This window comes from Bacillus sp. LR--39 (assembly GCF_053613335.1).
On the sequence record NZ_JBSIOT010000002.1, the window covers coordinates 387,075 to 407,045 of the forward strand.

The following is a 19,971-nucleotide window of genomic DNA, read 5'->3' on the forward strand; positions in this document are numbered from 1 at the left end:
CTGAAAATTTATTACTGGGGAGGCTTTCCTTATGTTATTTTTCATTGATACAGCAAACATTGACGAGATTAAAGAAGCTTATGAACTTGGCGTTCTTGCCGGAGTTACGACAAACCCTAGTTTAGTGGCGAAAGAAGCTGACGTGTCTTTCCATGACAGACTTCGTGAGATTACGGAAGTCGTGAGCGGATCAGTAAGCGCGGAAGTCATTTCCCTGAATGCTGAAGAGATGATTGAAGAAGGTAAAGAACTTGCGAAAATCGCACCGAATATCACGGTGAAAATCCCGATGACGTCTGAAGGGTTAAAAGCCGTAAAAGCGCTGAGCGACCTGAACATTAAAACAAACGTAACGCTCATCTTCAGTGCCAACCAGGCGCTTTTGGCGGCAAGAGCCGGAGCGACTTATGTATCTCCGTTCTTAGGCCGTCTGGATGATATCGGCCATAACGGTCTTGAACTGATTTCAGAAATAAGACAGATTTTTGACATTCATGATATTGATACACAAATCATCGCAGCTTCCATCCGTCATGCGCAGCACGTGACTGAAGCCGCTTTACGCGGTGCGCATATCGGTACGATGCCGCTTAAAGTCATTCACCAGCTGGCGAAACATCCGTTAACGGATAAAGGCATCGAGCAATTCTTGGCAGACTGGAATAAATAAGGGTGAAAAGGGCGGCAAACCGGTTGCATCCGTTTGCCGCACCCTTATGTTTTCCTGTTTGGCAGCGGGCCTTCAGTATCAAAGTGAAGAGTGTGTTTCCCCGGAATGTGAACCCGGCGGGCCTCTGTGCATCCTGTGTTAAAAATGCCCCGCAAAGCTTCGCTATTTTCTTCCTGTTATTTTATAATGTCCTTGTATTCTTTCTCTTCGAATTGGCTACATTTTGGACAAGAGCTTTATTTGCAGAGACAGAATAAAATGCCATTTTATTTACGCTCCGCAGCTATCTTCTTATGGAAGGAGACTATCATGGAAAAGTTGAATATTGCCGGCGGCGATCCGTTAAACGGAACCGTACATATCAGCGGTGCGAAAAACAGCGCCGTCGCATTGATACCCGCAACCATTCTGGCAAATTCCGAAGTAACGATCGAAGGGCTTCCGGAGATCTCAGATATTGAAACGCTGCGTGACCTGCTGAAAGAAATCGGCGGAAACGTCCATTTTGAAAAAGGAGAAATGGTCGTCGACCCTTCCCCGATGATCAGCATGCCGCTTCCCAACGGCAAAGTGAAAAAACTCCGTGCTTCCTATTACTTAATGGGCGCGATGCTGGGCCGCTTCAAGCAGGCGGTCATCGGACTGCCGGGCGGATGCCATCTCGGGCCGCGGCCGATTGACCAGCACATCAAAGGGTTTGAAGCGCTTGGGGCGGAAGTCACCAATGAACAAGGCGCGATTTATCTGCGCGCCGAAAGGCTGAGAGGCGCACGGATTTATTTAGATGTCGTCAGCGTCGGAGCGACGATCAATATCATGCTTGCCGCTGTACTGGCTGAAGGTAAAACCGTGATAGAAAACGCCGCCAAGGAACCTGAGATTATTGATGTTGCCACATTGCTCACCAGCATGGGCGCAAAGATCAAAGGCGCGGGAACCAATGTAATCAGAATCGACGGCGTAAAAGAGCTGCACGGATGCAGGCATACGATCATTCCGGACAGAATTGAGGCGGGCACCTTTATGATCGCCGGCGCCGCGATGGGGAAAGAAGTCATTATTGATAATGTCATACCGACTCACCTGGAGTCATTAACGGCGAAGCTCAGGGAAATGGGTTTTCACATTGAGACGAGCGACGATCAGCTTCTTATGCTCGGCGGGCAGAAGCAGATAAAACCGGTCGACGTAAAAACGCTTGTTTACCCGGGATTCCCGACTGATCTTCAGCAGCCGATGACATCTCTGTTAACGAGAGCCAGCGGCACGAGCGTCGTAACCGACACCATCTACTCGGCCCGATTTAAACATATAGATGAGCTGAGACGGATGGGGGCCAACATGAAAGTGGAAGGCAGGTCGGCCATTATCACCGGTCCGGCTGAGCTTCAGGGCGCAAAAGTAAAGGCGAGCGATCTGCGTGCAGGCGCTTGTCTGGTCGTCGCCGGGCTCATGGCTGACGGCGTAACCGAAATTACCGGTCTCGAGCATTTAGACCGCGGCTACAGCAATCTTGAGAAAAAACTCGAAGGTCTGGGCGCCACAATCTGGCGGCAAAGACTGACGGACGAAGAGATAGAACAGCTCCAAAATTCATAGAAATGCGGACTTTTGAGAGGAGATCGTGTTGAAATGGAAAGAAGCTTATCGATGGAATTGGTTCGAGTCACTGAAGCGGCGGCTTTAGCATCTGCCAGATGGATGGGCCGCGGGAAAAAAGATGAAGCTGATGATGCGGCGACAAGCGCAATGCGTGACGTGTTTGACACGGTGCCGATGAAAGGCACGGTCGTGATCGGGGAAGGCGAGATGGATGAAGCGCCGATGCTTTACATCGGCGAAAAGCTCGGAAACGGATACGGCCCGCGCGTCGATGTCGCCGTCGATCCTCTTGAAGGCACAAACATCGTAGCGAGCGGCGGCTGGAATGCGCTGACGGTGATCGCGGTCGCCGACCATGGAACACTGCTGAACGCCCCGGATATGTATATGGAAAAAATCGCGGTCGGTCCCGAAGCGGTAGGCTGCATCGATATCGAAGCGCCTGTCATTGATAACTTAAAAGCCGTTGCGAAAGCGAAAAACAAAGACATTGAAGATGTCGTGGCAACCATTTTAAATCGTGACAGACACGAAAAAATCATCTCTGAATTGCGTGAGGCGGGCGCCAGAATCAAACTGATCAACGACGGTGATGTCGCGGGCGCCATCAATACGGCCTTTGACCATACGGGAGTAGACATTCTCTTCGGTTCAGGCGGGGCTCCTGAAGGCGTGCTGTCTGCCGTTGCGTTAAAAGCGCTCGGCGGCGAAATCATCGGCAGGCTTCTGCCGCAAAGTGCGGAAGAGCAGGCCCGCTGTGAGCGAATGGGCCTTGATGTATCCAAAGTGCTCCGGATGGAGGACCTTGTGAGAGGGGATGACGCCATTTTTGCCGCAACGGGCGTCACGGACGGAGAGCTGCTGAAAGGCGTTCAGTTCAAAGGCTCCGTCGGTACGACTGAAAGTCTGGTCATCCGTGCGAAATCAGGAACGGTTCGATTCGTTGACGGAAGACACAGCCTGAAGAAAAAACCAAATCTTGTGATCCGGCCATAAATAGAGAAAAGCGGGACGGAAAGTCTCGCTTTTCTTTTGCAATAAAGAGTCAACCCTATCATTTATATGTCAAAGCATTATTTAAGTTGAATAATTTTTTGAAATGAGGTAAAAATAAAGAGTGCTGCGATTTTTCTGTGTCATTCCTTCTTTTGAGTACTGGGAAATTTTCAAATTCTACCGCATACAGACGATATAAATATTGATCTTCTCAAGTTTTTGTCCTCGCTTCCTTCAAAACTCATTAAGACATTCCTTTTTTAAAAAAAGCGCCGATCATGGGTGGAAGTGTTACCGATAGAAGTTCCTTAACGTTTTATAAAAGAATGTGCTTTGGCGGAATCATGCGAAGCAGCCGATTTGAATGAAAACAGCAATACATTGACTATGAAAAGCGTGGTGTTTTTATGAAAGACGTATCTATTTCCTCTTTGGAAAATATGAAATTAAAAGAACTATATGAACTGGCCAGACATTATAAAATCTCCTACTACAGCAAACTGACTAAAAAAGAATTAATCTTTGCCATTCTGAAAGCCAACGCCGAGCAGGAGGATCTTCTGTTTATGGAAGGCGTGCTCGAAATCATCCAATCGGAAGGATTCGGCTTCCTCAGACCGATTAATTACTCGCCAAGCTCAGAAGACATCTACATTTCTGCTTCCCAGATCCGCCGCTTTGATTTAAGAAACGGTGACAAAGTATCCGGCAAGGTGCGTCCGCCGAAAGAAAACGAACGCTATTACGGACTTTTGCACGTTGAAGCGGTAAATGGAGATGATCCGGAATCTGCGAAAGAGCGCGTCCATTTTCCTGCGCTGACTCCGCTTTATCCGGACCGCCAAATGGTGCTTGAGACGAAACCGAATTATCTCTCAACAAGAATTCTCGATATGATGGCTCCCGTCGGTTTCGGCCAGCGCGGTCTGATCGTGGCGCCGCCGAAAGCCGGTAAAACCATGCTGTTGAAAGAAATCGCTAACAGCATTACGACAAATCAGCCTGACGCTGAATTGATCGTTCTCTTAATTGATGAAAGACCAGAAGAAGTAACGGATATTGAACGTTCCGTAGCGGGCGATGTCGTCAGCTCGACATTCGATGAAGTGCCGGAAAATCACATTAAGGTAGCGGAGCTTGTGCTTGAACGGGCGATGCGTCTCGTTGAACACAAAAAAGACGTTATCATTCTGATGGACAGCATTACCCGCCTGGCACGGGCCTACAACCTCGTTATCCCGCCAAGCGGACGTACGCTTTCCGGCGGGATTGACCCGGCTGCGTTCCATCGTCCGAAGCGCTTTTTCGGTGCCGCGCGAAACATTGAAGAGGGCGGCAGCCTGACCATTTTGGCGACGGCGCTCGTAGACACGGGCTCCCGGATGGATGACGTCATCTATGAAGAGTTTAAAGGAACGGGCAACATGGAGCTTCACCTTGACCGTTCTCTTGCGGAAAGACGGATTTTCCCGGCGATCGATATCCGCCGCTCCGGCACACGGAAGGAAGAGCTGCTCGTGCCGAAAGAGCATCTTGACCGTCTATGGGCGATCCGCAAATCGATGTCTGATTCTCCGGACTTCGCAGAGAAGTTTATGAGAAAAATGAAAAAAACAAAAACGAATCAGGAATTCTTCGATTTGATCAACCAAGAATGGAAGCAGGCAAACCTTTCATCATCAGCCCGCCGCTGATAAAAAATGTATTTGCAAATGCAGTAAATGACTGATATAATTCTCTCATATGCGTTCCGGATTACTCCGGAATAATAACTCTGTTTCCACACGGGATTCAGGGCGGAAGGAGATGGATACAATGAAAGCAGGAATTCATCCTAATTTCAAAAAAGCAACAGTTAAATGCGCTTGCGGAAATGAATTTGAAACAGGCTCAGTAAAAGAAGAGGTACGCGTTGAGATTTGCTCTGAATGCCACCCATTCTACACTGGACGTCAAAAATTCGCTTCTGCTGATGGTCGTGTTGATCGCTTTAACAAAAAATACGGTCTTAAGTAATAATAGATTTTACAGGCAGGCAAGAATTGCTTCTTGCCTGTTTTTTATGTCCATAAACAGGGAAAAAAGGGGAGCGGATAGCCTATGTACATAATGAAGCAAAGCGGATGGCTTGAGCTGATATGCGGCAGCATGTTCTCTGGGAAATCAGAAGAGCTGATCCGCAGAGTGAAAAGAGCGACATATGCGAAGCAGGAGGTCAAAGTATTCAAACCTGCCATTGATAATCGCTACAGTGAGGAGGCCGTCGTTTCTCACAACGGCACATCCATGACAAGCCACGTCATCTCGTCTTCGGCTGAAATATGGGATCATATCAGTGAAAGCACGGACGTCATCGCGGTAGATGAAGTGCAGTTTTTCGGCGAATCGATCATCGGCGACTTATCCTCGCTTGCGGATAAAGGCTATCGTGTCATCGCGGCCGGACTTGATATGGATTTCCGGGGAGAGCCGTTCGGCGTGGTGCCGAATCTGATGGCGGTTGCCGAATCGGTGACGAAGCTGCAGGCGGTCTGCTCCGTTTGCGGGTCGCCGGCAAGCCGTACGCAGCGTTTGATTGACGGGAAGCCCGCTTCCTATGATGATCCGGTCATTTTAGTCGGCGCGTCGGAGTCATACGAAGCGAGATGCAGGCATCATCACGAAGTGCCGAAAAAAACAGACTGATAAATAACCCTTTTCATGAAAACATCGGTAAAAAATCCGGTGTTTTTTTGACGTTTTTTCAAAAATTGTAGTTAAATAACTTAAAAAAGAGTATGAAAAAATTAAGTAATTTTCATCTCTTGAATTTTCATTTTTACAGGCATAAAATGACTAAGTAATGTAAATAGTTATGAGACATTGTTCGAATAATTGTCAAAAAAAGATATAGCAGATCGCGATCACACTAGCCAAAATGGGTAATTACTTAACTTTGTTAACTATTTGAAGAAAGAAGGAGATTTTCTTGAATAATATTAAAGTAACGAAGGAAGGCAACTTAGAAACTACTTTAAGAGGAAAAGAAGTTCTATCTATCCCTACTTTAAATAAAGGTGTTGCGTTTTCAGCAGAAGAAAGAAAAAGCCTTGGATTAGACGGGCTGCTTCCTCCGACAATTCTGTCTCTTGATGAGCAGGCAAAACGCGCATACGAGCAGTTTCAAGCTCAGCCGGACCGCCTTCGCCAAAACGTGTATTTGAATGATTTGCAAAACCGTAACGAAGTTCTTTTCTTTAAATTGCTTCAAAACCATCTTCGTGAAATGCTGCCGGTTGTTTACACACCGACTGTCGGTGAAGCGATTCAAGAATACAGCCATGAGTACAGAAGACCTCAAGGGATTTACCTTTCTATCGACAACGTGGAAGGAATCGAAGAGGCATTTGAAAACCTTCATGCCACTGCCGGAGATATTGATCTGATCGTTGCGACAGACTCAGAAAGCATCCTCGGAATCGGTGACTGGGGTGTAGGCGGTATCAACATCGCCATCGGTAAATTAGCGGTATACACAGCTGCTGCCGGTATTGACCCAAGCCGTGTTATTCCTGTCGTTCTTGACGTCGGTACGAACAATGAAAAACTTCTGAACGATCCTTTATACATCGGTAACCGCCATGAACGTATCCAAGGCGAACGTTACGAAGCTTTCGTTGACGCTTATGTAAAAGCTGCGCTTAAATATTTCCCTAAAGCTCTTCTTCACTGGGAAGACCTTGGAAACAAAAACGCGCGCAATATCATGAAGAAATACAACCATGAAATTCTTACATTCAACGATGACATTCAAGGAACAGGTGCGATTACGCTTGCAGGTGTGCTTGCGGCTATGAAGAAAACAGGCGCGTCTATTAAAGACCAGCGTGTGGTTGTCTTCGGTGCAGGATCTGCCGGAATCGGAATCGCTGACCAAATCCGCGACACTATGGTGCTTGCAGGTCTTTCTGAAGAAGAAGCCAACAAAGCGTTCTACACAATGGACTACAGAGGCTTGTTAATTGAAGGTATGGAAAACATTCTTGATTTCCAAGAGCCGTACCTGCGCACAGCTGAAGAAATTAAAGATTGGAAACGCGATGAAAACGGACAAATTCCTTTCATTGAAGTGATCCGTCAAGCGAAACCGACAATCTTAATCGGTACATCAGGCCAAAGCGGCGCGTTCAGTGAAGAAATCGTCAAAGAAATGGCAAAACACGTTGAGCGTCCGGTCATCATGCCGATGTCTAACCCGACACCGCTTGCTGAAGCCGTTCCTAGCGATCTTTTCAAATGGACTGACGGCAAAGTGCTTGTGGCGACAGGAAGTCCGTTTGACAATGTAGAGTACAATGGCGTTTCTCATGAAATCGGACAATCTAACAACGCATTCGCGTTCCCTGGACTTGGTCTCGGTTCAATCGTTGTAGAAGCGAAAGTGATTACTCCTGCAATGTTTGCGGCAACTGCTGACGCAATCGCAGAAAGCGTTGATTTTGAAACACCGGGTGCAGGCCTTCTGCCGAGCATGAGCGACTTACAAGAAGTTTCAATTAAAGTTGCGATCGCCGTAGCGGAAACTGCAATTAAAGAAGGCGTGGCAAACCGCATTCCTGAAAATGTAGAACAAGCCGTTCTTGATGCAATGTGGAAACCGCAATATAAGCAAGTTGTCGCTAAATAATTTTTACGATTAATTTTACAGTCCGAGGGAAAGCTTTTATGTAAAGGCTAAAGTATACGGACATTAAGGATTTGGAGGAGAATATTTTGAGCTTCTTAGATATTTTAATCCTCCTGGCGCCGATCTTTTTCGTGATCGTGCTGGGATGGTTCGCAGGTCGCTTCGGAAGTTATGACGCGAAGTCAGCAAAAGGGGTAAGCACCTTAGTTACGAAGTACGCGCTTCCGGCGCATTTTATCGCAAGTATTTTAACCACTTCAAGAAGTGCGTTTTTATCACAGGTTCCATTGATGGTCGCTTTGATCATTGGGATTGTCGGATTCTTTATCGTCATTCTGTTGGTTTGTAAATTTATCTTCAAGTATGATTTAACGAATTCATCTGTATTTTCTTTAAACTCTGCACAGCCGACATTTGCTTTTATGGGTATTCCCGTACTAGGAAGCTTATTCGGAGCAAGCGAAGTAGCGATTCCTATCGCCGTTACGGGTATCGTGGTTAACGCCATCCTTGACCCGCTTGCGATCATTATCGCTACTGTCGGTGAGTCATCTAAGAAAAAAGACACTGAAAACGAGAACTTCTGGAAAATGACTGGTAAGTCTATTCTTCACGGTCTTTCCGAACCGCTTGCGGCTGCACCGCTTATCAGTATCATTCTGGTACTCTGCGGTGTAACACTCCCTGGCTTGGGAGAAAAAATGCTTGATCAGCTCGGAAGCACAACATCAGGTGTTGCGCTCTTCGCCGTCGGTGTAACTGTCGGTATCCGCAACATTAAGCTCAGTCTGCCGGCTTTCGGTATCGCTTTGTTAAAAGTTGCCGTTCAGCCTGCGCTGATGTACTTGATCGCTCTTGCAGTCGGACTTCCGGCTGACCAGATCACTAAAGCGGTATTGCTCGTTGCATTCCCTGGATCTGCGGTAGCGGCGATGATTGCCACACGTTTCGAAAAACAAGAGGAAGAAACTGCGTCCGCGTTCGTGATCAGTGCGATTTTATCTCTCATCTCACTGCCGATCATCATTGCGCTGACTGCATAATCAAAAGCTCCCTGTTTCAGGGAGCTTTTTTGATTAGAATTGAAATTTAAAAGGCGAAAATCTCGTTTTTTTTCTGGGTTTCTTATGTTCTGAAGAAGCGGCTGTTTCTGAGAGGGGAGCTGTCTGGGAAAGTTCCTGGATGCGGGAGGCCAATGTCTGCAATTCGGTATTGAGGTCGTCAATTTCCCGCCTGTGCTGAAGAAGCTGATAAGACACCCCTTCATCCGCCTTTTGTTTCAGCTGGCGTTCAAGCTCCTCTATCCTTGAAAGCAGATGGTTCTCACCTTGTTTCTCTTTTGTGAGAATGTCCAGTTTGCGCTCCAGCTCTGCCAATCTTTGTTCAGCGCCGCCATTGATTTTCGGACGCTGCAAAATGAAGCCCGTCCGTTTTTTCGGCTGCCGGGGCACTTGAACGTCCAGAAGGGCAGTGCCTTCAGAAATTTGCCGTTTGACCGATTTCAGCACATCAAGATCCTCAGGTGTAAAGGAATAATGTCCGAGCTCATTCCGTTCAGCCGGAAGATTCAGCTGCTTGACCCACCTTTGCACCGTTTTTGCGGAGACACCGAGCTCTTTCGCGGCCATGTTTGTATTCATGATCACATACCTCCTTTTTGCTAGGTATTCGACCATGAGGCGGCGTTCCCTTCATGTTAGACAAAACAAGAAGGAATTCGCCAAAGAAAGCGGCATTTCTTCAAAAAACGTTACGCTTCATACAATTCAAGCGGAAGCTTGTCGGGATCAAAGAAAAAGGTAAACCGTTTCCCCGTCAGCGGATCGGTTCTGATCGGTTCTGTGCCGACGCCCTTTTCCTTTAACTCCCTGACGGCTGCTTCAAGATCGTTCACGGTGAAGGCAAGATGCCGGAGACCCGCGGCTTCCGGTCTGGTCGGCCGTTCAGGCGGATCGGGAAAGGAAAACAATTCAATCGCATACGCGCCGTCCAGCGCCAGATCAAGTTTATAAGATCCGCGATCCTTTCGGTATGTTTCTTTTATAATGCCGAAACCGAGAATCTCGGTGTAAAAAGCTTTCGACTTTTCATAATCAGAGCATATGATTGCTATATGGTGGATGGATTTCAGCATATCCGCCCCTCCTTTTTTGCTTCAGTATAACAGAGGCGAATTGCTTTTGACTGGCGATAAGCCCTATACTATAATGAGAATGTTACGCACAGGAAAACAGAGGTGAAGACCGTGTTAGACCGTTTACAGTCAATTGAACAACGATACGAAAAATTAAATGAGCTTTTAAGTGATCCGGAAGTGGTCAACGATCCGAAAAAGCTTAGAGAATATTCGAAAGAGCAATCTGATATACAAGAAACCGTTGAAGTCTATAGACAATACAGAGACGCATCAGAACAGCTTGCCGATGCGAAAGCGATGCTTGAGGAAAAGCTTGATGCCGATATGAGAGAAATGGTGAAGGAAGAAATCTCCGAACTGCAGGGAGAGACGGAAACCTTATCAGAGCGTTTGAAAGTGCTCCTCATCCCGAAAGACCCGAACGATGACAAAAACGTAATCATGGAGATCCGCGGAGCGGCGGGAGGAGAAGAAGCCGCGCTGTTTGCGGGAAATCTCTACAGAATGTACTCCCGTTACGCCGAAATCCAAGGATGGAAGACTGAAGTCATGGAAGCAAACGTGACCGGAACGGGCGGTTACAAAGAAATCATCTTTATGATTACGGGAAAAGGCGCATACTCCAAGCTGAAGTATGAAAATGGCGCGCACCGCGTACAGCGTGTTCCGGAAACGGAATCAGGCGGCCGTATTCATACATCCACGGCGACGGTGGCGTGTCTTCCTGAAGCGGAAGAAGTAGAAGTGGACATCCACGAAAAAGACATCCGCGTCGATACATTCGCATCAAGCGGACCGGGCGGACAAAGCGTAAACACGACGATGTCGGCCGTACGCCTGACGCATTTACCGACCGGTGTCGTCGTATCCTGTCAGGATGAAAAATCTCAGATTAAAAACAAAGAAAAAGCGATGAAGGTGCTCCGCGCCAGAATCTATGACAAATTCCAGCAGGAAGCTCAGGCTGAATATGATCAGACCCGTAAATCAGCCGTCGGTTCAGGCGACCGTTCCGAGCGTATCCGCACATACAATTTCCCGCAAAACCGTGTGACGGATCACCGTATCGGCCTGACGATTCAAAAGCTGGATCAAATCCTGGAAGGCAAGCTTGATGAAGTGGTTGAAGCGTTAATCGTAGAAGACCAGTCAAGCAAGCTCCAGCAGGCGGAAAATTAAGATGAAGACCGTTTTTGAAGCCCTAAGCTGGGCTTCTTCTTATTTAACCGAAGCGGGAAGAGAAAAAAACGCGGCCGAGCTGCTGTTGTTAAATGATACCGGAATGGATCGGAGCAAACTTCTCGCAAGTCTGCAGGAGCCCGTCGGCGAGGACGAGCTTTATCGATTCAGACGGCACGTGGAGATGCATAAAGAAGGTATTCCGATTCAATATATTATCGGGAAAGAACAGTTTTACGGCAGGGAATTTTTTGTGAATGACGATGTTCTCATTCCGCGTCCGGAAACGGAAGAAGTCGTCTTTCATCTGCTGGACAGACAGAAGCGGGTATTTTCCGAGGCAGAACGCCTGAACGTCATTGATATCGGTACGGGGAGCGGAGCCATTGCGGTGACGCTCGCGCTTGAATGCGGACATTTTTCAATATCGGCTTCGGATATTTCAAAAGAAGCGCTGCAGGTGGCGGAAAGAAATGCGCAGAACCTCGGAGCGGACGTCTGTTTTTTGCAGGGAGATCTGTTAACTCCTTTTATTTCATCAGGGAAAAAAGCGGATATTATTGTTTCCAATCCGCCGTATATTTCTGAAGAAGAAATGGCGGATTTGTCGGATATCGTCCGTTTCCATGAGCCGCTTCATGCTCTTACGGACGGCGGTGACGGTTTGAAATTCTACAAGCGGTTTATGGAGGAGCTGCCTCTTGTCATGAAAGATAAAGCGCTTGTCGTCTTTGAAATCGGATATAATCAGGGAAAAGCCGTGAAAGACCTGTTCCGTCATTCCTTTCCGAATGCGGAAGTGGAAGTCGTACAGGACATCAACGGAAAAGACAGAACCGTATCCGCGATCATCACATCATGAAAAAAGCCCGCCGGTGACGCACACGGCGGGCTTTTGTTACAATGGAAAGAAAATGAAAGGGGCATCCGCCTAGAAAAAAGCGTTCGCCTTCGGATGTATACTCGCCGCCGCAGCTTATGCGGCGGGGGTTTGTTCTGCCGTTTGGCTTTGACATCATTTTCGGCGCCGTTACGGCTGTTCTTATCGTCACAGCGATCATCGTTTCCGGGTTGGCCGTAAGCGGAGCGGAGCAGCGGGCCAATTATCATTCTGAAACAGAAGAAGGACGGCACGCCCGTTTAAAGATGGCCGCCGTTTTCTTTTGCGCCGCTCTCCCTTCAGCCGGCTGTCTGCTGATTACGCTTCTGTAGCCGGATTTTGTCTTTGCAGCAATACGGAATCCCATACCCAATAGACGACGGCTGTTAAAACCGCAAAGATATAAAAGGCTGAATTAGAAAACAGAGATTGGCCTGACGGCTGCAAAAGACCGAAGATGATCCCGTTTGCAATGAATGACACCCCTAAATAATAAAGAAGATACAGCGGATGAAATCTCTTCGGCTTTTTATTCAGAAAGTATTGAAGCGGCAGCGCAAAAATCAAATAAGGAAACAAAAAATAAAACGCCATCGAAATGAAAGCCGCGATAATGAATTGATGAACATACAAAATAGAATAAATGACAGACATGCATGCCGCCGACAGCAGCACGGTGTAATTATATTTCATCTGAAAACCTCCTATCAAAATAATATCGTACCATATTTTGAATCTGTCAATGCAGATTATCAGCTTGCTAGATTTTTTTCTTCCCGCCGGTTTAAACCTTTTCCGTCATGTCCATAATGGGACTAGATAAAAAAAGCACGGAGAGGAACGGTGGGGACCGATGAAACAGACAATGATGATCTGCATATATATTTTTCTTTTATTATCAGGAGCGCTTGCGGGTTTGACAAAAGAAGAAACGGCGCGGGCATCAGCCAATGAGCCCGTTGTCATACCGGATGAAGCGATCCGGCTCAGGATTTTGGCCAACAGTGATAACGATGAGGATCAAAAGCTCAAGCGCCAGATCAGAGATGCTGTAAACAAGCAAATCACGGACTGGGTGAAAGATATCACTTCCATTGAAGAAGCGCGGCGGCTCATTCGTTCGAAGCTTCCTGAAATTAAAGAAATCGTCAAACAAACAATGAAAGAAAAGGGTGCGCATCAATCCGTTTCAGTTCAATTCAATAAAATCTCGTTTCCGACAAAGCTCTACGGCAATATGGTCTATCCGGCCGGAAAATATGAAGCGATTTTAATTACACTCGGCAATGGCGAGGGCGCCAACTGGTGGTGCGTCTTGTTTCCGCCGCTGTGCTTCCTTGATTTCTCAAACGGCGAAGCGGTGAAAGATCAGGAAGACGGCGGACAGAAGCAGGAAGAAACGCAGAAACAGACTAAAAAAGTGCTGGATGACGTAAAAGCAAAGGCTGATAAAGCGAAGAAAGAAAATAAAGAAGACGATGATACAGAAGTGAAGTTTTTCCTCGTCGATTGGATTTCAGATCTATTTTCCTGAAGCAAAAGGCATAAATCCGGATTCGATTCATAGATTGGAAGAAAGAGTTGATCGAAACGGAGGGAAATATATGTTTTATCAGCTGAGAGTGGCAAGAGATCAAGATACGGAGGCGCTGGAGGCCTTTTTGAAAAAGGCTGATACGGCACATGCGGAAATCGATCAGCAGATCAGCCGGTTTATCGTGCTGGAGGACAGCGAAAAAAAGATTGCCGCCTGTCTCGGGATCGAAAAATTCAGCGGCGGAAAAGGGCTTCTCCGTTCACTCGTCATGTCGGACAGGCTGAATCAAAGCCATATCGTTACACTGTTTCAAAGTATGGATGTGCTGTGCAAAAAACATGAGATTCAAGATGTCTACTTAGTCGCCAATCAGCCCTCATCTGCTGAGTTTCTGAATGTGATGGGATTTGAAGCGTGCGCCGATGCGCCTGATGAACTGTATACGTCCGAACATTTCCGCAACTCGTTATACACAGAAGGTTCGTTTTTAATGGTGAAAACCTCTGCCTGATCTAACTTATACACAAGGTTATCCACTTATTAAAAAGTGTTGTCCACAGTTTGTGGATAACACTTGTTTTATTAAAGGACATCTTTTATACTTTCAAAAGGAATACACGAGAGAAAATAAAGTTTTACCGCTTTAAAATAAGGAGTTTGGTTATACATGAAAACAAAAAGATGGTTTGTGGATTGTTCGCGCGAATTATCCACAACCGATCCCCAGATTACACAAGCCGCGGAATTGCTCCGGCAGAATGAGGTTGTGGCTTTTCCGACAGAAACCGTTTACGGACTGGGCGCTAACGCTGAAAATACGGAAGCCGTAACGAAAATATATGAGGCGAAAGGAAGGCCGAGCGATAACCCGCTGATTGTGCATATATCCCATATCAGCCAGCTTGATCGTTTTATCAGCCATATTCCTGATACGGCGAAAAAGCTTATGAAGCTATTCTGGCCGGGGGCGCTGACCCTTGTCCTGCCGTGTAAGCCCGGTGTGCTGTCACCCCGTGTCACCGCGGGACTTGAGACGGTAGCGGTCAGAATGCCTGATCATCCGGTGGCATTAGCCCTCATCAGCTCGGCCGGACTGCCGATCGCCGCGCCGAGCGCCAATTTATCAGGGAAACCGAGCCCGACGAAGGCCGAGCATGTAGCTCATGATTTAAACGGCCGCATTGCCGGTATTGTGGACGGCGGCGCGACGGGAATCGGAGTGGAATCAACCGTTCTGTCCTGTACGGGGAAACAGCCCGTGCTGCTTCGTCCGGGCGGCGTGACAAAAGAGCAGATTGAATCCGCCGCCGGTCCGGTTCTTGTGGATAAAGGGCTGACCGAAGAAGATGAGGTTCCTATTTCTCCGGGTATGAAATATACACATTACGCGCCTTCTGCGCCGATGGCTATTGCCGACGGCGGCGCCCGGAGAATTCAAGAACTGGCAGACGTATATAAAAGCCGGGGAAAACGAATCGGCATTCTGACAACAGAAGAGAACGCCGATAGTTACCAGGCTGATTATATCAAGGTCTGCGGCAGACGCGCCGACCTTGAAACAGTGGCATCCGCCTTATACGATGCGCTCCGCAGCTTTGATGAAGCGGAAGTGGACATGATTATTTCTGAGTCCTTTCCGGATACCGGAGTGGGGCTCGCCGTGATGAACAGGCTGATGAAAGCCGCAGGCGGCACCGTTATCCATTAACTTGTTCTACCCCTTATCGGACATGCATAAGCTAAACATGCGGGCACGTCCAAGGGGGTTTTTATTTCATGTCGAATCTATTCATCGGGGAACTTGTCTCCTTAAGCATCATGGCATTTGCTTTGGGGACGGATGCCTTTTCCGTCGGACTCGGAATGGGAATGATTCAGCTGAAGAAAAAACAGATTTTTCATATAGGGGTTGTCATCGGGCTGTTTCATGTCATGATGCCGCTTGTGGGAATGGCGGCCGGGCATCTGCTGTCCGGTTTTTTGGGGATGCTCGCCGTTTACATCGGCGGATCTCTTCTTTTCATTTTAGGGGTGCAGATGATCATCGCCGCGTTTAAACAATCAGACGGGCCGCTCATATCTCCGGCAGGCTCGGGACTGTTGCTGTTTGCGGTCGGTGTCAGTCTGGACAGCTTTTCTGTCGGGCTCAGTCTCGGGATGAACGGCTCCAATCCGTTTCTGGCCGTTACGCTGTTCGGGGTCTTCAGCACCGTTTTAACATGGGCGGGCCTTTTGGCGGGAAGAAAGGTGCAGTCGTGGCTCGGCTCCTACAGCGAAGCGCTTGGCGGAGCCATTTTGATCGGATTCGGGCTGAAACTGCTTTTACCGATATAAGATACGTAAAAAAAGAAACGAAGATGCCGTTTCTTTTTTCTTCATTTATAATAGGCAGTAAGAGGTGACGGACATGAAAATAATCTTTGTATGTACAGGCAATACATGCCGCAGTCCCATGGCTGAGGCTCTTTTTAAATCCATTGCAGAAACGAAAGGGCTGGATGTCAGCGTAAGCTCGGCCGGCGTATTCGCGTCTCCGCACGGAAAAGCGTCGGCCCATGCCGTAGAAGCGCTGTTTGAAAAACGGATCGCTCTCAATCACAGTTCATCTCCCTTATCGGAAGAACATATCGAGACGGCTGATCTGGTGCTGGCGATGACGGAACAGCATAAACAGCTGATTGAAGGCCGGTATCAAAACAGTCAGGGCAAAGTCTTTACCATTAAAGAATACGTAACGGGGGAAAACGGCGATATCTCTGACCCGTTCGGCGGTCCGCTTGATGTTTATAAACAGACGCGGGACGAACTGGAGGAGCTGCTGACCCTTTTGGCTGATCAATTGCTTGACGGAAAAAGCAAGTAATCTGTCAGAAAATCTGCAAACAGGTCATTTGCAAAACGAATGTGAAAGAGTAGAATGAAATCAACGGATTTCGTAATAAAAAGGACAAGCACACTGGGCTGTCTTCGCCCAGCCACACCTAGGAGGTAAATGAATGAAAGTAGCTATTGCGTCAGATCACGGCGGCGTCCATATCCGCGAAGAAATAAAAAGTCTTTTGGATGAATTGCAGATTGAATACATTGATATGGGCTGTGAATGCGGCGCCGGCTCTGTCGATTATTCAGACTACGCTTTTCCGGTAGCGGAAAAAGTGGTGAACGGCGAAGCTGACAGGGGAATTTTAATTTGCGGCACAGGCATCGGCATGAGCATCTCCGCAAATAAGGTAAAGGGCATACGCTGTGCGCTTGCCCATGACACCTTCAGCGCAAAAGCGACGCGTGAACACAATGACACGAATGTTCTTGCGATGGGCGAACGCGTCATCGGCCCGGGGCTGGCGCGCGAAATCGCAAAAGTCTGGCTGACGACTGAATTTACGGGCGGCCGCCACGAACGGCGGATCGGCAAAATCGCAGATTACGAAGAAAAAAATCTGTAAGAGGTGCTGGACAATGGAAGAGATGAAGCAAAAATGGACGGACATGCTGACTGAGTTTCAAGAGCAGGCAGGACTGACGGACGGCAGTCTGCTGGTGATCGGGTGCAGTACAAGTGAAGCCGCCGGAAGTCGGATCGGCACCGCCGGAAGCGGAGATTGGGCTGAATTGATATACGGCGGACTTAACCGGTTTAAGGAAAAAACGGGTGTGCATCTTGCTTTTCAATGCTGCGAGCATTTAAACAGGGCGCTTGTCATTGAAGCGGAAACGGCCGAGCGGTTCAGGCTCCCCATTGTTTCAGCCGTCCCCGTCCCGAAAGCGGGCGGAGCGATGGCCTCTTATGCATACCGGCAGATGCGTTCTCCCGTGCTCGCCGAATCGATTCAGGCTGACGCCGGGATTGACATCGGTGATACGTTCATCGGCATGCATCTGAAACCCGTTGCCGTCCCTGTCCGGATATCAAGCCGTGAGCTTGGAGAAGCACATGTGACGATGGCCCGGACAAGACCGAAGCTGATAGGCGGAATTCGCGCCGTTTATGAATGCGAATGATGAAAATACTTTTCCTGTATAATGTTCGTGTTTTCTAATTAAATTTTGTGATTTTTTTAAATAAGCTGTTACATTCACCTGAAAAACCATGTACAATAAGGGTGGTAAAAATAAAGAACAGGAAACGGATAGGAGAGGATCTCGCTGATGAAACATTTACCTGTACAAGACAAACAAGTGTTTAACGCCATCAAAGATGAGCGTAAGCGTCAACAGACTAAGATCGAATTAATTGCTTCTGAAAACTTCGTGACGGAAGCGGTAATGGAAGCACAAGGCTCTGTTTTAACAAACAAATATGCTGAAGGCTACCCCGGCAAACGCTACTACGGCGGCTGTGAGCATGTTGATGTCGTCGAGGACATCGCCCGCGACCGCGCGAAAGAGATTTTCGGAGCTGAGCATGTAAACGTTCAGCCGCACTCAGGCGCTCAGGCGAACATGGCTGTTTACTTCACGATTTTAGAGCACGGCGACACGGTGCTCGGGATGAACCTCTCCCACGGCGGCCACTTAACACACGGAAGCCCGGTTAATTTCAGCGGCGTTCAATACAACTTTGTAGAATACGGTGTCGATAAAGACACGCAATATATAGATTATGAAGATGTGCGTGAAAAAGCGCTGGCGCATAAGCCGAAACTCATCGTTGCCGGAGCGAGCGCGTACCCCCGCACGATCGACTTTAAAAAATTCCGCGAAATCGCTGATGAAGTCGGCGCTTACTTCATGGTAGACATGGCGCATATCGCGGGTCTTGTCGCAGCCGGTCTTCATCCGAATCCGGTTCCTTACGCTGACTTTGTAACGACAACGACTCACAAAACACTTCGCGGACCCCGCGGAGGAATGATCCTTTGCCGTGAAGAGTTCGGCAAAAAGATTGATAAATCCATTTTCCCGGGAATCCAAGGCGGACCGCTTATGCATGTCATCGCGGCCAAAGCCGTTTCTTTCGGAGAAGTGCTTGAAGATGATTTCAAAACGTATGCACAAAACGTCATCTCGAACGCGAAGCGCCTGGCTGAGTCTCTGAACAAAGAGGGCATTCAGCTCGTATCAGGCGGAACGGATAACCACCTTGTGCTTGTCGACCTCCGTTCTCTCGGTCTGACCGGAAAAGTCGCTGAACACGTTCTTGATGAAATCGGCATTACATCTAATAAAAACGCGATCCCTTACGATCCGGAAAAACCGTTCGTCACAAGCGGAATCCGTCTTGGTACGGCAGCTGTGACAAGCCGCGGCTTTGACGGTGACGCGCTTGAAGAAGTCGGCGCCATCATCGGCCTCGCACTGAAAAATCATGAAGACGAAGCAAAACTTGAAGAAGCGAGACAGCGCGTATCTGCCTTGACTGAAAAGTTTCCTTTATATAAAGAACTGGACTATTAATAAGGAAGAAACCCGCCGGAACCTTAATCCGGCGGGTTTTTTTATGATTTTCTTGAAACTGTTTGTCTTTTTCTGTAGAATCAATAGAAGTGTGAAAAAGTCACTCGGACAACAAAAAAGGAGCTGAACACAGTATGGGAAAGGTTTACGTATTTGATCATCCTTTAATCCAGCACAAGCTGACATATATTCGGAATGAAAATACAGGCACAAAGGATTTCAGAGACCTTGTGGACGAAGTCGCGTCACTGATGGCGTTTGAAATTACACGTGATCTTCCTCTTAAAGAAGTGGAAGTGAAAACACCTGTTCAAACAGCGACATCCAAAGTGATTTCAGGGAAGAAACTCGGTATCGTGCCGATCCTGAGAGCGGGTCTCGGAATGGTTGACGGCATGCTGAAATTAATCCCGGCCGCTAAAGTGGGACATGTCGGATTATACCGTGATCCGGAAACCTTAAAACCGGTGGAATACTATGTCAAGCTTCCTTCTGATGTAGAAGAACGCGAATTTATTGTCGTGGATCCGCTGCTTGCTACGGGAGGTTCTGCGGTGGAAGCGATAAACAGCCTGAAAAAGCGCGGCGCGAGAAACATTCGTTTTATGTGTCTTGTAGCGGCTCCGGAAGGCGTGGAAGAGCTGCAGAAACATCACTCTGACGTTGATATTTATATCGCCGCCCTTGATGAAAAACTGAATGAAAAAGGCTATATCGTTCCGGGCCTCGGTGACGCGGGTGACAGACTGTACGGAACCAAATAAATCGGAAAACCTCATTCAGGGGGTTTTCTTTTTTTATCCAGATATTTGCTGAATGGGCAGACTTCATACATTTATAGGTGAATTTGTGAACATTCTGTGTATGCTTTCGGTATAAAAAGTTTTTTAACTTTAAACAGATTGAC

The 19,971-nt window shown here is 47.7% G+C and carries 23 protein-coding genes and 1 pseudogene; 21 read left to right on the forward strand and 3 right to left on the reverse strand.

What is annotated here, in order from left to right; translation table 11 throughout:
* The first annotated feature begins 31 nt into the window (after positions 1-31).
* The 9 genes and pseudogenes from fsa to ACWHAR_RS11695 all read left to right on the forward strand — a co-directional run bounded on the left by fsa (position 32) and on the right by ACWHAR_RS11695 (position 8,977).
* The gene (fsa, locus tag ACWHAR_RS11655; RefSeq protein ID WP_007407613.1) at positions 32-670 is read left to right on the forward strand and encodes a fructose-6-phosphate aldolase; all 639 of its coding nucleotides are present in this window, start codon (positions 32-34) and stop codon (positions 668-670) included.
* Between the two features lie 309 nt (positions 671-979).
* Positions 980-2,269: a UDP-N-acetylglucosamine 1-carboxyvinyltransferase gene (locus tag ACWHAR_RS11660; RefSeq protein ID WP_007407612.1), complete on the forward strand. Its 1,290-nt coding sequence runs from the start codon at positions 980-982 to the stop codon at positions 2,267-2,269.
* A gap of 33 nt (positions 2,270-2,302) precedes the next feature.
* Positions 2,303-3,268, forward strand: a complete 966-nt coding sequence (glpX, locus tag ACWHAR_RS11665) for a class II fructose-bisphosphatase (RefSeq protein ID WP_003151105.1) — start codon at positions 2,303-2,305, stop codon at positions 3,266-3,268.
* Positions 3,269-3,469: 201 nt separating this feature from the next.
* Positions 3,470-3,679: pseudogene (locus tag ACWHAR_RS11670) on the forward strand (hypothetical protein).
* Entirely contained in the window at positions 3,676-4,962 is a 1,287-nt protein-coding gene (gene rho, locus ACWHAR_RS11675; protein WP_003151107.1) for a transcription termination factor Rho, read from the forward strand. The pseudogene ACWHAR_RS11670 and the gene rho overlap by 4 nt, the downstream one beginning before the upstream one ends.
* A gap of 121 nt (positions 4,963-5,083) precedes the next feature.
* On the forward strand, positions 5,084-5,284 hold the full coding sequence (gene rpmE, locus ACWHAR_RS11680) for a 50S ribosomal protein L31 (protein WP_003151132.1): 201 nt from the start codon (positions 5,084-5,086) through the stop codon (positions 5,282-5,284).
* 84 nt (positions 5,285-5,368) lie between these two features.
* The gene (locus ACWHAR_RS11685) at positions 5,369-5,953 is read left to right on the forward strand and encodes a thymidine kinase (RefSeq protein WP_007614390.1); all 585 of its coding nucleotides are present in this window, start codon (positions 5,369-5,371) and stop codon (positions 5,951-5,953) included.
* Between the two features lie 283 nt (positions 5,954-6,236).
* Positions 6,237-7,934 carry an oxaloacetate-decarboxylating malate dehydrogenase gene (gene malS / locus ACWHAR_RS11690; protein ID WP_007407609.1) on the forward strand — a complete coding sequence of 566 codons (1,698 nt, stop codon included), beginning with the start codon at positions 6,237-6,239 and terminating at the stop codon, positions 7,932-7,934.
* Between the two features lie 86 nt (positions 7,935-8,020).
* Entirely contained in the window at positions 8,021-8,977 is a 957-nt protein-coding gene (locus ACWHAR_RS11695) for an AEC family transporter (RefSeq protein WP_007407608.1), read from the forward strand.
* A gap of 33 nt (positions 8,978-9,010) precedes the next feature.
* Here ACWHAR_RS11695 and racA read toward each other — a convergent pair whose 3' ends face one another.
* Both racA and gloA2 read right to left on the reverse strand, forming a co-directional pair.
* Positions 9,011-9,574: a chromosome-anchoring protein RacA gene (gene racA, locus ACWHAR_RS11700; RefSeq protein WP_029325733.1), complete on the reverse strand. Its 564-nt coding sequence runs from the start codon at positions 9,572-9,574 to the stop codon at positions 9,011-9,013.
* A 110-nt stretch (positions 9,575-9,684) separates the two neighbouring features.
* The gene (gene gloA2 / locus ACWHAR_RS11705; RefSeq protein WP_007614387.1) at positions 9,685-10,068 is read right to left on the reverse strand and encodes an SMU1112c/YaeR family gloxylase I-like metalloprotein; all 384 of its coding nucleotides are present in this window, start codon (positions 10,066-10,068) and stop codon (positions 9,685-9,687) included.
* Between the two features lie 111 nt (positions 10,069-10,179).
* Here gloA2 and prfA point away from each other — a divergent pair, with 111 nt between their 5' ends.
* From prfA to ACWHAR_RS11720, 3 genes are all read left to right on the forward strand, one after another.
* Positions 10,180-11,250, forward strand: a complete 1,071-nt coding sequence (gene prfA, locus ACWHAR_RS11710) for a peptide chain release factor 1 (protein ID WP_003151139.1) — start codon at positions 10,180-10,182, stop codon at positions 11,248-11,250.
* A gap of 1 nt (position 11,251) precedes the next feature.
* On the forward strand, positions 11,252-12,112 hold the full coding sequence (gene prmC, locus ACWHAR_RS11715) for a peptide chain release factor N(5)-glutamine methyltransferase (RefSeq protein ID WP_032875933.1): 861 nt from the start codon (positions 11,252-11,254) through the stop codon (positions 12,110-12,112).
* A 116-nt stretch (positions 12,113-12,228) separates the two neighbouring features.
* A complete protein-coding gene (locus ACWHAR_RS11720) occupies positions 12,229-12,462 on the forward strand; it encodes a DUF5316 family protein (protein WP_045555081.1) in 234 nt (77 codons plus the stop codon).
* Here the strand turns inward: ACWHAR_RS11720 and ACWHAR_RS11725 are convergent.
* On the reverse strand, positions 12,449-12,823 hold the full coding sequence (locus ACWHAR_RS11725; RefSeq protein WP_032869468.1) for a UPF0715 family protein: 375 nt from the start codon (positions 12,821-12,823) through the stop codon (positions 12,449-12,451). The genes ACWHAR_RS11720 and ACWHAR_RS11725 overlap by 14 nt on opposite strands.
* Positions 12,824-12,983: 160 nt before the next feature.
* On the opposite strand from ACWHAR_RS11725, the gene spoIIR reads away from it, so the two are divergent.
* The 9 genes from spoIIR to upp all read left to right on the forward strand — a co-directional run bounded on the left by spoIIR (position 12,984) and on the right by upp (position 19,828).
* The gene (gene spoIIR, locus ACWHAR_RS11730) at positions 12,984-13,664 is read left to right on the forward strand and encodes a stage II sporulation protein R (RefSeq protein ID WP_032875936.1); all 681 of its coding nucleotides are present in this window, start codon (positions 12,984-12,986) and stop codon (positions 13,662-13,664) included.
* A 70-nt stretch (positions 13,665-13,734) separates the two neighbouring features.
* Complete coding sequence (locus ACWHAR_RS11735) at positions 13,735-14,178, forward strand: GNAT family N-acetyltransferase (protein ID WP_032875939.1); 444 nt, start codon at positions 13,735-13,737, stop codon at positions 14,176-14,178.
* A 156-nt stretch (positions 14,179-14,334) separates the two neighbouring features.
* Complete coding sequence (locus ACWHAR_RS11740) at positions 14,335-15,375, forward strand: L-threonylcarbamoyladenylate synthase (protein WP_032875942.1); 1,041 nt, start codon at positions 14,335-14,337, stop codon at positions 15,373-15,375.
* 68 nt (positions 15,376-15,443) lie between these two features.
* Positions 15,444-16,001 carry a manganese efflux pump MntP gene (locus tag ACWHAR_RS11745; protein WP_021494810.1) on the forward strand — a complete coding sequence of 186 codons (558 nt, stop codon included), beginning with the start codon at positions 15,444-15,446 and terminating at the stop codon, positions 15,999-16,001.
* 73 nt (positions 16,002-16,074) lie between these two features.
* Entirely contained in the window at positions 16,075-16,530 is a 456-nt protein-coding gene (locus ACWHAR_RS11750; protein ID WP_003151148.1) for a low molecular weight protein arginine phosphatase, read from the forward strand.
* A 133-nt stretch (positions 16,531-16,663) separates the two neighbouring features.
* On the forward strand, positions 16,664-17,113 hold the full coding sequence (gene rpiB, locus ACWHAR_RS11755) for a ribose 5-phosphate isomerase B (protein ID WP_003151149.1): 450 nt from the start codon (positions 16,664-16,666) through the stop codon (positions 17,111-17,113).
* Positions 17,114-17,126: 13 nt separating this feature from the next.
* Positions 17,127-17,669, forward strand: a complete 543-nt coding sequence (locus tag ACWHAR_RS11760; protein ID WP_007407598.1) for a TIGR01440 family protein — start codon at positions 17,127-17,129, stop codon at positions 17,667-17,669.
* A gap of 147 nt (positions 17,670-17,816) precedes the next feature.
* A complete protein-coding gene (glyA, locus tag ACWHAR_RS11765) occupies positions 17,817-19,064 on the forward strand; it encodes a serine hydroxymethyltransferase (protein ID WP_007614376.1) in 1,248 nt (415 codons plus the stop codon).
* 134 nt (positions 19,065-19,198) lie between these two features.
* Positions 19,199-19,828, forward strand: coding sequence for a uracil phosphoribosyltransferase (gene upp / locus ACWHAR_RS11770; protein WP_032875946.1), 630 nt, complete (start codon positions 19,199-19,201; stop codon positions 19,826-19,828).
* Positions 19,829-19,971: the final 143 nt, after the last annotated feature.